Source organism: Rhizobium sp. NLR8a, from assembly GCF_019685235.1.
Classification (GTDB): domain Bacteria; phylum Pseudomonadota; class Alphaproteobacteria; order Rhizobiales; family Rhizobiaceae; genus Rhizobium.
Map to the genome: position 1 here is coordinate 120,590 of NZ_JABDWI010000001.1, position 15,361 is coordinate 135,950.

Below are 15,361 nucleotides of genomic sequence, written 5' to 3' on the forward strand. Positions count from 1 at the left end.
CCTCGCTGTTTTTGAGTGTAGGAAGGCGGCGCCTGTGGAGGCAGGCGCCGCCTGTCAGGACATCAGTTGGCGGCGGCGCCGATTTCGCGATCCCACCGTTCCAACAGTGCCTTGCGCTTTGCCGGGTCGCCATAGGTCTTGAAGTCGTAGTCGATCAGCTTGATATCCTCGAAGCGCGGCGCCTCCTTCGGAATGGTCGCGCTCTTGTTGGAAGGCAGCTGGAAGGACTTGGCGTCCTTCATGCGCGACTGGACCTCCGCCGTCAGCGCCCAGTCGTACCAGATCTTCGCATTGTCGAGGTTGCGCGCGCCCTTGATGATCGACATGGAGCCGATCTCATAGCCGGTGCCTTCACAGGGCGTGATCGATTTGATCGGGAAACCTTCCGCCGTCTGCGCCACTGCGTCATGCACGAAGACGATGCCGAGCGCCGTCTCGCCGCGTGCAGCCGCCTTGACGGGCGCCGATCCGGATTTAGTATATTGCGAGATGTTGCCGTTCAACTTCTTCAGGTAGTCGAAGGCCTGGTCCTCACCCATGATCTGCACGAGAGAGGCGAGCGCCGTATAGGCGGTGCCGGAAGAATTCGGGTTGGCGATCTGAATTTCGCCCTTCAATTCCGGCGCCAGCAGGTCAGCCCAGCAGACCGGCTCCTTATAGCCCTTGGTTTTGAAGATTTCCGTATTGTAGCCCCAGCCGAGCGCGCCGGCGTAGACGCCGACCGTCTTGTAGCCGGAGCTTTCAGCCTGTTTCTTCGCCCAATCGTTGAGCTCATCGAGCTTCGGCGACTTATATTCCAGCGTCAGATTTTCCGATGCCGCCTGAAGATGCGGGTCGCCCGTGCCGGCCCACCAGATGTCGGTCTTCGGGTTGCGTGCCTCGGCGCGAACCTTGGCATAGGTCTCGCCGGACGAGAGGCGAACCATGTTCACCTTGATGTCGCTATGCGCCTTCTCGAAATCACCCTTCATCTGCTCGCAGATGACGACGTCGGCCGAGCAGATGAGGTTGAGTTCGCCAGCGGCCTGCGCCGGCAGCGCCCCGAGCGCCGTGCCGGCGAAGAGCATAAGGGAAAGGGTGTTGATTTTCATGCGGGCATCCTCCTGTTGCCTGGGTTTGATTATTCGCATGAACAAGACACAGCGGGGCCTTCGGCCTGCCCGCGGCGGCGCGTTCACGATTTTGGATTGCTGTTTGTCTAAAGGGCTCGATCAGTTCGTCACGGCGATTTCCGCATCGAATCTGCGGAGCAGTCGACTTCGTTCTTCCGGTGAGCCGAAGGTGGCGAAGTCATAGTCCACCATCTTGATCATCGAAATGTCAGGTGCTGCGAGCGGCAGACTGGATTTCGCGTTTGATGGCACCTGGTTCTGGCCGGACGCCGCTCCGGTCCCCTGCCCTTCGGGGCTCAACGCGAAATCGACGAAGCGCTTTGCTTCCTCGATGTTCTTCGCACCTTTGACGATGCTCACGGCGCCGATCTCGTAGCCGGTGCCTTCGCAGGGTGCGACGATCACGAGGGGAAAGCCCGCTTGCTTCTGCGTGACGGCGTCATGCATGAAGGAAATACCGATAAGGGTTTCTCCCCGCGCCGCCGCCTTGATAGGCGCAGCTCCGGAAGGGGTGTAGTGCTCGATATTGCGGTTGAGCGCGGCGAGATAACGGAACGCCTCATCCTCGCCGAAGAGCTGCACCAGCGTCGCAAGCGTGGTGAAGGCGGTGCCGGACGAATTCGGATTGCCGCTCTGGATGCGGCCGCGATAGGCGGTATCCGTCAGGTCCTTCCAGCAAGTCGGCGCCGGCAACTTCAGCTCGCGTAGCAGATCGGCATTGTAGGCAAAGCCGAGCGCCCCGGCATAGATGCCCGCCGAGCGGCCGCCGGACATGGCGAAAAAATTCTGCGCCCAGGGCAGCATGTCGCGCTCATGGGCCGGCTGGTAGGCTTCGAGAAGATTTTCAGAGCCAGCCTGCAGATGGGTGTCGCCCGTGCCGCCCCACCAGACATCGACGGTCGGCGCAGCTTTTTCCGCGCGGATCTGATTGAGGATATCGCCGGTGCTCTTGCGGGTTACCGAGATTTTGTGCCCGCTCTTTGCCTCATAGGCCGTCTTCATCGCGGCGCACCACATCTCGTCCACACCGCACAAAACGGTGAGCGACGGGGCAGCCGTGCCGGTGCCGGTGCTCGCTAGCCACAAAGCCGCGACCGCGCTGAAAGCGGTGATGCCTCTCACGATTTCCTCCCATTGGACCTTGCGCCCCATCTCCGCAGTCAGGATGTCACATCTGCTGCCTTGCGCAATCAAAGAATGGTTACGGTTCTTACAGCTTTGCCCGCGACGTACCCCTCAAAAATGACAAAGGTTACAAATGTGACAAAGCGCATAACACGAGCGCGCTTTGAAGATCGTGACAGCCCTGCCTATAATGGATGCGGGAGGACGTGCATGTGTTGAATGAGAGGATCAGCATTCTGATCGTCGAGGACGATCCGGACATGGCGGAGCTTATCTCCGACCTCGTGGAGGCGGAGGGGTGGACGCCGCTCACCGCGCCGTCGGCGGAGGAAGCGGCGATCGTGCTTTCGCGCGAAACAGTGCATCTCGTGCTCGTCGATCATAACCTACCCGGTACCTCCGGCCGTACCTTCGCGCAGCGCCTGCGGGCCCAGACCAATATCGGCATCGTCATGGTGACGGCTGCCGGCAGCGCCGCAGACCGGGTGCTCGGCCTCGAAACGGCGGCCGACGACTATGTCGTGAAACCCTTCGAGCCGATCGAATTGACGGCGCGTATCAAGGCCGTGCTGCGCCGGACCATCCCCTCGCTGAAGCCGGAGCGGGAAAGCGAACGGGAGCACGAGCCCGCATCCCTGAAACTCGGCGACTGGTCGGTGGATCTCCAGAGCCGCCGCGCCATCTGCCGCACAGATCCTGCTAGGTCGCTGACGAGCGCCGAATTCGCGCTGCTCGAAATCCTCGCAGAAACGCCGAACGCACCCGTCAGCCGCGCACAGATCCTCGACCGGCTGGGCGCCGAAAGCGAGCGCTACATCGACCGCAATGTCGACGTGCTCGTGCTGCGTCTGCGTCGCAAGATCGAGCGCAATCCGGACTTGCCGCGCCATATCAAGACGCGCCGCGGCAAGGGCTATGTTCTCGACACCGACGATGGCGAGATCGTATCGTGATCAGCCGTCCCTTCCTCTCCTCCATCGCCTTTCGCCTGCCCTTTGCCATCGCCTTCATCTGCGTGCTCGTCTTCAGCTTGGCGACCATCGCCGTCTATGGCTTGCAGCGGGCTCGCCAGGAGATGGCCGCTTATGGCCTGCAGGCGTTTTCGAGTCTCGCCAAAGCCTCGCTCGTGTCGCGGCAGGTTTCCGACCTCGTCTCCAGCGCACCCTTCCTGATGAATGCGACCTCGCCCTACCGGGTTTCCAGCGAAAGCCGCTCCGTCGTCGTGCAGGTCGATACGTTGCTGCGCGCCATGCAACCTGAAAACGACGGGGCTGCCGTGAAGGGTTTTGCGAGCAGCCGTATCGTCGAGCTGCTGGAAACGATCCGCACGCAGACGACGGCGCTTGCAGGCGACGCGGAATCCGCCCAGCAGCATAAGGCGGAGGCTGCGGCAGCGCTCGGCGAGATCGCAACCGGCAGCGGCATTCCGGATGCCGACTTCCGCGGCCGGCTGAACGCCGTCGTGCAATCCGCCTCCAATTCGGACAGCCTTTTCCAGCTCGGTGAATTGCGCCGGCGCTACGTCTCCGAAACCGCCCCGCGCCTCGAACCCGCCGCGCCGGACATCCGGATAGCCGCCGCCGAGCTTGCGCCCTACGAACGGGTGTTCGAGGCACAGACGCGCTATCTCCTCGAAATGTTCGCCATCCGCGCCGCCGTCTCGCGCCTGCATACGGTCTCGCGCGATCTGTCGCATGCAACGGAAACCCAAAGCGAGGCCGTTGCCCGCAGCCTCAGCGACGACCTCGTCTCCACCTCCGATGCCTTGAGCCGCATCCTGGTCATCGTCGCCGTCGCCTCGCTGCTGGTGCTGGCAATGGCCGTGGTCTCGATCCGCTCCGTCATGCGCGTCTCACGCGGAATTGTCGCGCTTTCGAACGGCATGAACGCACTGGCAGAAGGGCGCAAAGATGTCGACGCGCCGCGCTATGACGGGACGGAAACCGAGTTGGTGCGCCTGCTCGAAGCCTTCCGTGCGTTCCGCGAGAGCGTCGAGCGCGTGACGCGGCTGCGGCGGACAGCAGAGGCCGCCGCCCGCACCATCCGCTCCACCTTCCGCAGCATGAACGAGGGCATCGCGCTGTTCGATGCGCGCGGCCGGCCGATCACCATGAACCGCCGAGTCATCGAGCTTGTCGGCTGGTCTGGTTCGGCCAGGAAATTGCCGCTCCGCAGTTTCGTGACACCGCTGCCGGAGATCGATCCGGCGCTCCTGCCGGCCGAAAACGATGCCGGCCTGCTCTCCGACCGGTCGGTGCTGCGCCACCGCTCCGACGCCGGCCGGGTGACTGAGGTGTCGCTATCGCGTCAACCCGACGGCGGCATCGTGCTGCTGGCGCGCGATATCACCGACATGGACCGGCAGGAGGCGGAGGCAGCAAAGATCCAGCGGCTCGATGGCATCATGCGCATGACCCATCAGGTGAGCCACGAAGTCGGCAACATGATCGGTATCATCACCGGCAGCCTTGGGCTGCTGGAGCGCGAAACCGGCTTCAATGACCGGCAAAAGCGACACCTCGCCCGCATTCGCAAGGCTGCCGACCGGGGCAGGTCGCTGGCCGGCAGCATGCTGTCCATCGGCAGCCAGCAGCCGATCCATCCGGGTCCGGTGGAGATCGGCGTCGTGCTGCGCGGCATGGCCGACGTGCTTGAAATCGCCATCGGCGAAAAATGCCGGCTTGCCTTCGACATAGCCGATGACCTGCCCACCGTCCTCATCGATACAGCGCTCTTCGAGCAATCGGTCCTCAACCTCTGCCTTAACGCCGCCGCGGCCATGCCAGCGGGCGGAACGATCCTCATCCGTTGCGCCCGCAACGAGGCCGGGGTGACCGTCAGCGTGATCGACGACGGTATCGGCATGTCGGCCGAGGCAATCGATAAGGCGTTCGAACCCTATTTCACCACCCGCGATGCCGAAGGCGGCGCAGGTCTCGGCCTGGCCGTGGTATATGGCTTCGTCCGCCAGAGCGGCGGCGACGCGCGCATTGCCTCGGCGCCGGGTAAGGGAACGATCGTGGAACTGCTGTTTCCGGCGTGAATTGCGTTCTACGCCAGCTTGTCAGGAATCGAATTACGCCCCAACTTCTGAAAATGAAAAAGGTCAGAATTCAATTAAACCGGTTGGCTGACCATACAAAGACGATCCTCGAGGGCGGGTCCGCACAGCAGTATGGTGCTCTTTGTTTTCGCCCAATCGCGGGCGACGGCGTCGAAGTTCGCCTGATCACAACCCGCGAAACTCGGCGCTGGATTCCCAAAGGATGGCCAACTGAGGGGCTAGCCCCCCACGAAGTGGCCGAAAGAGAAGCCTGGGAAGAAGCTGGTGTGAAAGGACGGGCAAAGAATCGGATCTTTGGCCACTTTGGCTATACCAAGTCGCTCGCAGATGGACAGCAGGTTCCCGCCTTCTTGAGGTTCATCTGCTTGAAGCGCGCGACACCAAAAGCGTTTTCCAGAGTGCAAAAATCGTACATTCGCCTGGATGCGACCCGCCGAGGCTGCGTCTTTCGTCAAGGAGCCTGAATAGCAAGGCCTACTGCGTCGTATGGAAAAGCAGGCGGTTTCAGACGTCCTGCGTGTCGAATAAGGCCGGCGGTAGACAAAAGTCATCCTATGGAGAGCCCGTTGTGATCCGAACGAAGATTGACATTCTATGGCTGAGGCAGTGTTGCGCTTTTCACTTACAGTATTTTTCCTGACTCCACGCTTCTATCAAAGCTCTGCGACTGGCAGGAGCGCATCGAACGAAATAGCGATGCACCGTTTCTGCGCGTCCCCCTGACAAGCCTGCACATGACGGTCGCCACCTTGATCGACGCGGCGGCCCAATTTGCAGTTCCAAACCATGAGATCTGGAAGTCGACAGGAGACCAATGGACGGAAATCGTCGATCAGATTGCTGAGAAGACGCTGCCGATTGATCTCGAATTCACCGAGGCCTGAACAGCGTTATGTGGGCGATCTGGGGCGGTCTCGGACGCCAATCTTCGATGCAGAGGGCATGTCAAATGGCCGAACGCGCAAAACCGGAACCCACATTGACCTTTGATATCCATTCCGCAGCAGAAAACCGCCGATAAAGGTCACCGTTCGATCTCTTCAATTGTTGGAGGAGCGCGTCTATCCAAGTCTCGAGATCAAAAGGCTGAGTGCGCCGCTGCTACAGGGTGTGGGCGGATGAAGCTCGCGAGCACGCGGCCATGCCCCATTGGTGGGTGGAAACTTTCCATGGTCGATATAAATCTCTTTGCAGTTGAACCAAACTCGAACCGTTGACCCGTCGCTTTGCGAGCATCAGACCATGATTTTTCGTTGCAACTTAGCGGCTATGGCCACCCACTCGAACCTGCCGCGATCTCGTTGGATCGCAACTGTAGTTCGGGTCAAGCGGCGCTTGTCTCAGAAGACGCAGCATCTTGCGAGCCAAGCTGAAAATTTAGCTGCCGGGCAAAGTGTCGGGCCATTCCTGCGATCCATGAAGGACGCGCAGGACACGAACTGCTGTTTCCGTAGCGACATATGCAGCGATATATGGCGTTCCGTTGATCACCAGTTCGCGTGTCCCAGCAATTCTTCCAACGCGACCGCTTGCTGGAAAACGACCAAGCGGCGCGCAGCGGCCATGATCCGCTCGTCGATCATTACAGCGGCCGAAGGATTGTCTGCCTCGATATAGGTGAATATGGCGTCTCGGTCCGACAGCGCGAACGCAGACCATGTAAGCTTCACGACTTGAGAGCACCTGCTTTGACGCGCGCTATCGCCCGGCGCTCCTCGAAGTGTGCCTCGACGTCAAAATCTGACACGTCCGGTCGAGTGTCGTTCAGTGCTTCGAGTACCTTCGTGCGAAACCAGGCATCGTGAGCCTCGCTTCCCGAAAAAAGTTCAAGTGGCAGCGCACCCTCGTTAGCTGTCCGCGTGAGCAGGATGCGGACTGCATCTGATACCGTCAGGCCCATGTTCTCAAGGACGGCGGAAGCACGATCCCGAACTTCGGCATCGATACGTGTTTGGACAAGTGCGTTTGCAGCCATGGCTATCTCCAGATTTAATAGCAAGGTAATGCATTTGAATGACAAAATCCATAGTAAGTTTCCTGCCGAGAAGGCCCTATTCAGATCATCGACGACGCGATTTTCTCGTGCGGCATATCATGGAACTAGCGGGCGGACTCGCAAACGGTGCTTCTTATCTGAAAGCTGCCGTTAGATAGCTTATTAAACTGAGAACGGCGGTGCAAACATCGGCCATCGGTAGTAGCGGAATAATCCGACCGCGGCCGGAGTGCCCCTCTCCAGGCTTTGGCCGGACGAGTTCGCGACGCTGCTGTGTGCCACCGAGGGCGACGATCATGTCGGCTACCTGTTCCGGCTCTCCGAAAGGGAGATGATCGAACGGGATCGCCATAAGGTCGAACGCCGGATCAAGGCTGCTAAATGCCCTGTCGTGAAAAGCCTCGACAGCTTCGACTTCGCTGCCATCCACAAGCTCAACAAGATGCAGGCTGCGAATGGATCGAGCGTCGGGACAACGTCATCGTTCTCGGCCCCAGTGGAACCGGCATGACGCATGTGGCGCTCGGCCTCCGGCTGGCGACCTGCCAAAAAAGCCTCTCTGTCGGCTTCACCACAGCGGCCGCTCTGGTCAGTGAAATGGTGGAGGCCCGTGACGAGCGGCGTCTGCTCCGCTTCCAGAAGCAGATGGCCACCTACAAGCTGCTGATCATCAACGAACTGGGCTTCGTGCCGCTGTCCAAGACTGGCGCGGAATTGCTGTTCGAGCTAATCTCACCACGCTACGGGCGCGGTGCCACCCTGATCACCAGCAATCTTCCATTTGACAAATGGACCGAGACCTTGGGATCCGAACGTCTGACCGGCGCGCTGCTCGATCGCATCGCCCACCATGTCAACATCCTCGAAATGAACGGCGACAGCTATCGTCTCGCCCAAAGCCGAGCCCGCAAGGCAGCTAAAACTCTTCTCAAAAAATCGCCGCCCCGGCATGAGCCCCGCTCGGGCTACGGCCTCCCGGGGGCTCATGCCGGCGCTATGGTGGCCGACTTTTGCTCCGCTCCGTGGCAGGTTTTTAATCCGCCGTTGGCAAAGCGAACCCCAGCGCTCGCGTTTCCATTGCTCATTTTTGGTTGCGATGAGTTCGGCAACCGCCAGGTTAACCCCTCCGAAGCCGATGAGCGAAACATTGTAGATAGTCATGTAAAGCCTCCATCAGTGTTATCCACGAAGGCTCCCATTGCCAACTTACGTTAGCATTTCGACCAAACTGCTTACCGGAGTGCCCACTTCTGTGCACTCCGCACGGGGGTCGACCAACTCAACATTCCAGAACATTCACGGCCAATACGTGCGATCTCTGACGTCTCTAATTGTCCAATGTCATGGACGCTAAGTTATATTTTTGCTGTCTTCTGAGACGCGCGGTGAGTGACTAACTTCTTGCCATGAGAACGGGAAAAAGCGAGGCAGCCGATCCATTCGGCTCGAGCGCTGGCCGGCCTCATCATCAAAGAAGGAGCCAAGTTATGAAGTCGCTTACAGGTAAACGTGCCTTTGTCACTGGCGCCAGCCGCGGCATCGGCGCCGCGATCGCACGCCGCTTCGCAGCGGAAGGCGCATTTGTCGCCATCGGCTACGAGCGGTCAGCCGAGGCCGCCAACGCCATCGCCAACGAAATTGAAGCAGGCGGCGGCCGCGCCGTCACAATCCAAATGAATGCTGCCGACCCGATCTCGATCAAGAAGGCGGTTGACCGAGCCGCCTCCGAACTTGGCGGCCTAGATGTCCTCGTGAACAATGCCGGCATTATCAGCTACGGCACGCTCGAAGAGGTCACTCTTGAGCAAATCGACGCGATGCTGCACGTGAACGTGCGGGCGGTCATCCTCGCGAGCCAGGCAGCGCTGCCCCACATGTCTGACGGCGGCCGTATCATCTCGACCGGCAGCAATCTGGCCACACGCGTGCCGGACGCCGGCAAGGCTTTGTATTCCGCTAGTAAGGCAGCGTTGCTCGCCTGGACGCAGGGCACAGCCCGCGATCTCGGCCCGCGCGGTATCACTGTCAACCTCGTGCATCCTGGCTCGACCAATACTGACATGAACCCCGCCGACGGTCCTCACGCCGAAGCCCAACGTCAGCGCATGGCCATCAAGCAATATGGTCGGGCCGAGGATGTCGCCGCAGCCTATGCTTTCCTCGCAACCGACGAAGCGCGGTCCATCAACGGGACGGGTATCGTTGTTGACGGTGGAGCAAACGCATGAACTCCGCCGGCGACCATTCCGAACATATCTTGAACAAAGCCCTGCTTTTGCTGCGCCGGCGATAACAATCGTTGTTGCCTCCGAATTCATCGTTGTCGGGCTCCTTCCCCTGGTTTCGCAGGATCTGCGCATCCCCCTTGCAAAGGAGGGAGAACTGGCGGGCTGGTGGGCATTTTCGGCGGCGGTCGCCGGTCCCTTCGTCACGTTGCTTGCGAGCTGGATGGCGCCGCGGGTAGGCGCTTCGCCGAATGAAGCTTTGCTGGTCGCTTGGAACAGTAATCATGGCAAAGCTGATAGCGACGCCATACTCGCCGAAATCGGGATCGCCGGCTGAGATTGCGATTGTATCCACCGACGGACATCGGCGTCCTGCAAAAGACGCATCAAATCATCTATCTTCGCCTGCGTAACCTGGGCGGGTGCCGCGATCGACGAAGATGAATTCTTCTCAAAGAGCGCCTGGGCCGAAGACGCGGAAGCGATGAGCAGAAAGAACAATACGGTGAGCCATCTCATCGGAATTCTCCAATAGCTGTCGATCTCGGGCCTCGACCCGCACTTTGGCAAAGAGATGCCGGGGTACCCTCTCGTGACGCGCCGGCATAGCTTCAGGTCACCCGATCATTCGTTTGGCTCGTTCGATCAGAGCCTTCGACTGATCATCTCGGCCATCATGATCGTGGTCACATTGGTCGGTGCTGAAACGATATCGGGCATGATGGATGCGTCGACCACATGCAGGTTTTCCGTACCGCGGACTGCTCCATTCTCGTCAACGACGACGGTAGGATCTTCGGCACTTCCCATCGGAACGGAGGACGTGGGGTGAGAATAGCCGTCGACCTGCTCGATGATCGCTTTCTCTAGCGAAGCGTCGTCATCGACATCCTTTCCAGGGAACATCTCCATCTCGATCATGTCGCTGAAGGGTGCCGTTCTGCCGATCCGGCGCGACAGCTTTACGGCTTCCATCATCCGGCGCAGATCGCTTGGATCCTGGAAGAAGTTGAAGCGGATCAGCGGCATGGCGCGTGGATCGCGACTAGCAAGGCGGATCGATCCGTTGGACTTTGGCAGTGTTACCGAGCAGGCAAGCACAATCGCACCGCCCGTCGGACTTTGAGCCGGGTCGAAGATATGCGTTCCCGAGACGTGTAGATCGAGCTCATCCGTGCCAGCCTCGCTGGAATTGGTCCAGACGATGGCCCCTGCCGCTGGCGTCATCGAATTGGCATCCGGCTTCAGAGCGTAGATATTGTAGTAGAATGGGTGTTCCTTCAGCAGGTTTCCAACGGGTGCGTCAACGACAACCGGAATATCCAGCTCGCGCAGATGCGAGGACGGTCCAATACCGGAGCGCATGAGGATAGCGGGGCTGCCATAGGTCCCGGAGGACAGGATGATCTTGCCGCCGGTGATCGTCTCCCCGCCGATGAGCTTGATGCCAATGGCACGACGCCCGCTAAAGAGGATGGAATCGACCTCGGCATGCCCCATAACTGTAAGGTTCGGCCTGCAACGCACATCGTCCGTTAGGTAGGCCATGCCGGTGTTGATCCGGCGGCCATCCACGACGTTCAGCGGATAGGGCGAAACCCCGTTCTGCTCGGCACCGTTGAAATCGCTGATACGGGCGAGGCCTGCAGCTTCCGCCGCCAACACGAAGGCTTGCATCGACGGCGTATTTTCTCCCATCGTTCTCTGTCGGATCGGGAACGGGCCAGAACGACCGTGCCAAGCGTCGTCTCCGGTCGGAGTATTCTCGAGCGATTTGAAGACTGGCAGGACGTCTTCAAAGGTCCAGCCCTTGACTCCGCGAGCTGTCCAGCGTGCGAAGTCGGACCTGCGCGCACGCATTGCGACAGCCGCATTGACAGCCGAACCACCACCGAGAACCTTGCCGCGCAATGCCCTGACATCATGCCCGAGACCAAAATGATCCTGCGTGCGGTAGCCCCAGTCATGCTCCGCATCGCCACCCACGCGGTTCGCATTGGCGATGACGTCGGGAAAGTCGGCGGCCGCATAGGCCGGGCCGGCTTCGATGAGCAGGACCTTCCTGCTGGCATCTTCGCTCAATCGGTTCGCCAGAACCGCGCCGGCAGAACCTCCTCCTGCGATGATGACGTCATATGTGGTAACGGTTGGCATATCTATCTCCTCTCGCAGTTGGCCCAATTTCGCCTCAACCACGGTTGAAAGCGGCGAGCATGAACTGTGCTGCACGGTCGAGTGCTGTTCTGGCGCTCTCGATATGCTCGACGTCGAGCTGGAAAACGTGGTGCATGCCTTCCCAGATCTCGAGCTGGACAGGGACGCCAGATTGAGCTGCGCGGTCGGCGAATTGCCGGGAGTCATCGAGCAGGCGCTCATCGGTGCCGACCTGGATCAGCAATGGCGGCAGTTTTTGAAGATCACCCAGCAGAGGCGACGCCAGCGGATCGGAGGCGCTGAACGAGCCGATATATTTTTGGGCGCAGTCCTTGAGGTAGTCATAACCGATCAGCGGATCGACAACGGATTGATCCACCATCGAAGCGCCAGAGAGGGTCAGATCGACCCAGGGAGAAAACACGACGCCGGCGACTGGCTTCACGTCCGAGTTCCCGTTGCCGAGTTGCGTCAACGTCACCAGCGAAAGTCCGCCGCCGGCAGAATCGCCGACGATAGCGATTTTTTGGAAGCCCTGAGCGATAAGCCAGTCCCAGGCAGCTAGTACCGTGTTCGGCGCCGTCGGCAAAGACGCTTCAGGCGCAAGTGGATACTCGAGGATGAAAGCCGGAACCCCGGTGCGGGCAACGATCTGGCTTACAAAACCGCGATAGGCTTGCGACGAACCAAGAACGTAGCCGCCACCATGGATATAGAGGAATGCCTTGGAGGTGCTTGCCTGTTCCGGACGAACCCACCAGCCGCTGACGCCACCCTCATCGACAGCTTCGAAGCTTACGCCGTCCACAAGTGGGCTTGCCGAGATGAACGCTTCGTAAGTGGTGCGCAGGTCGCTCGTGGCCGATGCCCAGAAATCAGCAAACCGCTGGCGAAGGGCGTCTTCGCGGGCACGCTCTACGTCCGAAATCGTGACGACTTCGGTCTTGGCCTTGATATCAGTGGTCTTCAGAACATCCAGCATGGTCTTACTCCGTTTTTACCGCTCGTCCGGCGGCGTTCGAGGATTAGGATTTCGGGATTGCCCGATGTAAAGTTGCCGTCGAAGGCGCCTTCAGGCGCCGCCGTTGGTCTTCATCCAAGGCAGGATTCAGGGGATCGGTTTTGCCGCGAGAAGTACGAAATGAGCCTCTTCATTGGCCTCGATGTGAACTTCCGTTTCCGATCCTGCAGCCACCGTCGTTGCGGTTCCTGCAGTAAGGTCTCGGCTCTCGCTGGCCGCTTTGAGCGTGATCGTGCCCGAGACGGCATAGATCCATGCCCCCCGGCCCTCCGGCATCAGATGTGAAAACTGTCCGCCCGAATGGAGAAAGCCATCCAGCATGGTCATTTCCTCCGGCGTTCCCTGGGCGCCGGCGACATCACCGCTGCGGCCCAGAACGACGCGGATACGAAAGTCCGGCGTTTCGATGACTGGCATGCTAAGCGCTTCCAAATGAAGCGCTCTGGCCGGTTCCCTCTTCAGGCGCTCCGGCAGATCGACGAAGATTTGCAGTGCGTGGGTTCTTCCACCTTCCTCGGGCTTTTCCTCATGCACTGCACCGCTCGCCGCAGCCAGCCAGTAAAGATCTCCTGGTTTTAAGGCGACATTATTCCGGAGTGTATCCCGGTTCAGAAACGCCCCTTGGGAATCTTCGAAGATAGCAGTGACAGCTGATATGCCTTTATGAAGATGCGGGTCGAAGGTAGGGGCCGTCATGACAAAATGATCGACCATGAGAAGCGGGTTCATCCGACCGTCGAACATCTTCTCGGAGAAGTGGATTGCGACAAATCCGCTGCCGATTTCACGTGGCAAACCGGTGACGATCGCACCTATTCTCGCCGCATCATCCCGCGGGATCTCAAATGTTGCAGCCGGTTGCATCTCGTTCGCTCCATTGACAGGTATCTGCCAACGAATTTGCGGCCGACTGCATCGGACGAGAAGCCGCTAATATGCCAACCTTGCGTTCAAGTATCTGGACGATAACTATAGCAGGACGGTTTTTGGGAATTCCGCAGCCAGATGATCGAGAAAAGCGCGAACCGATGGAAGCAGGCCCTGGCGGTATGGAATAAGTGCCGTCAGCGTAGAATCGCCCGCTAGCCAATCCGGGAGGATGCGGCAAAGCGCCCCGGATTGAACGGCCGCCCTGGCGATGTAACCTGGTAGTGCGACCACACCAATTCCTTTGATGGCCGCTTGCTGAAGACCAACCATGTCGTCTCCAATCAGTCGGGGCGTCAGCGGCACCACAACTTCGTCTCTTGCCTGGCGCGCATGACGTAATCGCCAGACCGGCGAAACCCCGGTCCTCATCATGAACAATGACGGATGAGTCTGGAGATCTTGAGGGCTTTTTGGAGCACCATTTTTTTCGATGTAGTCGGTTCCGGCAAAGAGATACCAGGGGGCGGGCGCAAGCGTCCGCTGGACCAGATTTGAGTCGGGCAAGGGATCGGAATGCGCCCGGACCGCAAGGTCGAAGTTCTCGCCGACGATATCCACCGTACGGTCGGCGGCGTGGGCGAAGATATTAACCTTGGGATACTTCACCAGAAAATCGGCAATAATATCCGCCATAGCAAACTGCATCGTTGCGACACCCGCCGTGCAGCGCACAGTGCCGGTCGGCTCGGTTAACCGGTGCCTTATTGTCGTTTCCGCCATTTCGGCTTCACGCAGCATGGCGACGGCGTGGCGATAAAAGTCGCTTCCCGCGTCCGTCATACCGAAACGGCGTGACGTTCGGTTGAGCAAGCGGACCCCGAGTTCCCTCTCGAGCTCCTGCATACGGTGGCTGAGTGTCGACTTCGGCACCCGAAGTGTTCGGCCAGCTGCCGTGAAGCCTCCGCGATCGACGATTTGCACATAGTAAAAGAAATCATTTAAATCGAGCATCACACATCGTTCATTTGGTCGGACGTTGCGTTGTGGTTTTGACGGTTTTTGAGCCATTCGTCCAGACACTAGCTAATGCCGGATACTGAATTTGAGGGATTTGCTGTCTCAGGGTCGCGTTAAACGACTCTCTTGTTCACCTACCCGCTAGCGAGGAAGCCGATGTCTGCAGGCCATGAGCCACTGGCTCGCATTGACACGGTCTTGAGGGTTCGTCCCGAGCTCCAGTACTTTTGTCATTTCAGGCTCGTGGAGCCTATCCCATCCCGATGCAGGCTCAGGATGGGCAGCATTTCATATCGTCATCAGGGGCGATGGAGAGCCCGGATTTAAGCTTGTCACGCTCAAGGCAGGAGATGTGATCTTACCGCCACAGCCTGCAGACCAAGGGATGTAAGGCGCCTGCACAATCGCCATTGAGATACCGGGCGGACCGTGCCCTGTGGCGAAATCGGCGATCATTTGGTCAACGTATTCGCCGTGGCGCTGCAGATTGGTGTCACCCCGTACGATCGGCAGATGCGGAGCCGATGCGGCCTGAGAAAAAGCCGGAACGGAGAAGCTTGCTGAGGCAGCCAGAGCTGCCTGCAGGAGGTTTCTAGTGACGGTCGTGGTTTGATCCTCTGGCGCAAGGGAATGCCTTTGGCTGCATCGGGTCCGATGCCCACTTGCGTAACGTTGATTTTAAGATTGCTCGAAAGAAAAGTCGATTGGGAGCGTGGTCGCTGTTCAGGCTTTAGCGGTGACAGAGTGTGAGAACTTCGTGCATTTGGTTCGTCTGCT

General features: G+C 59.3%; 13 protein-coding genes and 2 pseudogenes. 7 read left to right on the forward strand and 8 right to left on the reverse strand.

Annotated features, from left to right (window positions below; all coding sequences use genetic code 11):
* Positions 1 to 62: 62 nt before the first annotated feature.
* Together HJC04_RS00505 and HJC04_RS00510 are read right to left on the reverse strand one after the other, a co-directional pair.
* The gene (locus HJC04_RS00505) at positions 63 to 1,091 is read right to left on the reverse strand and encodes an ABC transporter substrate-binding protein (protein ID WP_221123267.1); all 1,029 of its coding nucleotides are present in this window, start codon (positions 1,089 to 1,091) and stop codon (positions 63 to 65) included.
* Positions 1,092 to 1,211: 120 nt separating this feature from the next.
* Positions 1,212 to 2,234: an ABC transporter substrate-binding protein gene (locus HJC04_RS00510; protein ID WP_183704855.1), complete on the reverse strand. Its 1,023-nt coding sequence runs from the start codon at positions 2,232 to 2,234 to the stop codon at positions 1,212 to 1,214.
* A 197-nt stretch (positions 2,235 to 2,431) separates the two neighbouring features.
* On the opposite strand from HJC04_RS00510, the gene HJC04_RS00515 reads away from it, so the two are divergent.
* From HJC04_RS00515 to HJC04_RS00530, 4 genes are all read left to right on the forward strand, one after another.
* A complete protein-coding gene (locus HJC04_RS00515; protein WP_210282913.1) occupies positions 2,432 to 3,190 on the forward strand; it encodes a response regulator in 759 nt (252 codons plus the stop codon).
* Positions 3,187 to 5,280, forward strand: coding sequence for an ATP-binding protein (locus HJC04_RS00520; RefSeq protein ID WP_221114152.1), 2,094 nt, complete (start codon positions 3,187 to 3,189; stop codon positions 5,278 to 5,280). The genes HJC04_RS00515 and HJC04_RS00520 overlap by 4 nt, the downstream gene beginning before the upstream one ends.
* 53 nt (positions 5,281 to 5,333) lie before the next feature.
* Complete coding sequence (locus tag HJC04_RS00525) at positions 5,334 to 5,765, forward strand: NUDIX hydrolase (protein WP_259668775.1); 432 nt, start codon at positions 5,334 to 5,336, stop codon at positions 5,763 to 5,765.
* Positions 5,766 to 6,035: 270 nt separating this feature from the next.
* Positions 6,036 to 6,185 (forward strand): hypothetical protein, encoded by a 150-nt coding sequence (locus tag HJC04_RS00530; RefSeq protein WP_221123268.1) that lies wholly within the window; start codon positions 6,036 to 6,038, stop codon positions 6,183 to 6,185.
* 493 nt (positions 6,186 to 6,678) lie between these two features.
* Here the strand turns inward: HJC04_RS00530 and HJC04_RS00535 are convergent.
* Both HJC04_RS00535 and HJC04_RS00540 read right to left on the reverse strand, forming a co-directional pair.
* Positions 6,679 to 6,971, reverse strand: a pseudogene (locus tag HJC04_RS00535) (type II toxin-antitoxin system RelE/ParE family toxin).
* Positions 6,968 to 7,276: a type II toxin-antitoxin system RelB/DinJ family antitoxin gene (locus tag HJC04_RS00540; RefSeq protein ID WP_183704861.1), complete on the reverse strand. Its 309-nt coding sequence runs from the start codon at positions 7,274 to 7,276 to the stop codon at positions 6,968 to 6,970. The pseudogene HJC04_RS00535 and the gene HJC04_RS00540 overlap by 4 nt, the downstream one beginning before the upstream one ends.
* 250 nt (positions 7,277 to 7,526) lie before the next feature.
* Here HJC04_RS00540 and istB point away from each other — a divergent pair.
* From istB to HJC04_RS00555, 3 genes and pseudogenes are all read left to right on the forward strand, one after another.
* Positions 7,527 to 8,212: pseudogene (istB, locus tag HJC04_RS00545) on the forward strand (IS21-like element helper ATPase IstB); the annotation flags it as partial.
* 572 nt (positions 8,213 to 8,784) lie between these two features.
* A complete protein-coding gene (locus tag HJC04_RS00550) occupies positions 8,785 to 9,525 on the forward strand; it encodes an SDR family NAD(P)-dependent oxidoreductase (RefSeq protein ID WP_221123269.1) in 741 nt (246 codons plus the stop codon).
* Positions 9,500 to 9,859 carry a hypothetical protein gene (locus HJC04_RS00555; RefSeq protein ID WP_221114143.1) on the forward strand — a complete coding sequence of 120 codons (360 nt, stop codon included), beginning with the start codon at positions 9,500 to 9,502 and terminating at the stop codon, positions 9,857 to 9,859. The genes HJC04_RS00550 and HJC04_RS00555 overlap by 26 nt, the downstream gene beginning before the upstream one ends.
* A gap of 308 nt (positions 9,860 to 10,167) precedes the next feature.
* Here the strand turns inward: HJC04_RS00555 and HJC04_RS00560 are convergent, their stop codons facing one another.
* From HJC04_RS00560 to HJC04_RS00575, 4 genes are all read right to left on the reverse strand, one after another.
* Entirely contained in the window at positions 10,168 to 11,676 is a 1,509-nt protein-coding gene (locus tag HJC04_RS00560; RefSeq protein WP_221123270.1) for a GMC family oxidoreductase, read from the reverse strand.
* 34 nt (positions 11,677 to 11,710) lie between these two features.
* Positions 11,711 to 12,658: an alpha/beta hydrolase gene (locus tag HJC04_RS00565; RefSeq protein ID WP_221123271.1), complete on the reverse strand. Its 948-nt coding sequence runs from the start codon at positions 12,656 to 12,658 to the stop codon at positions 11,711 to 11,713.
* Between the two features lie 126 nt (positions 12,659 to 12,784).
* Positions 12,785 to 13,561 (reverse strand): pirin family protein, encoded by a 777-nt coding sequence (locus HJC04_RS00570; RefSeq protein WP_221123272.1) that lies wholly within the window; start codon positions 13,559 to 13,561, stop codon positions 12,785 to 12,787.
* Positions 13,562 to 13,666: 105 nt separating this feature from the next.
* Complete coding sequence (locus HJC04_RS00575; protein ID WP_221123273.1) at positions 13,667 to 14,578, reverse strand: LysR substrate-binding domain-containing protein; 912 nt, start codon at positions 14,576 to 14,578, stop codon at positions 13,667 to 13,669.
* Between the last annotated feature and the right edge of the window lie 783 nt (positions 14,579 to 15,361).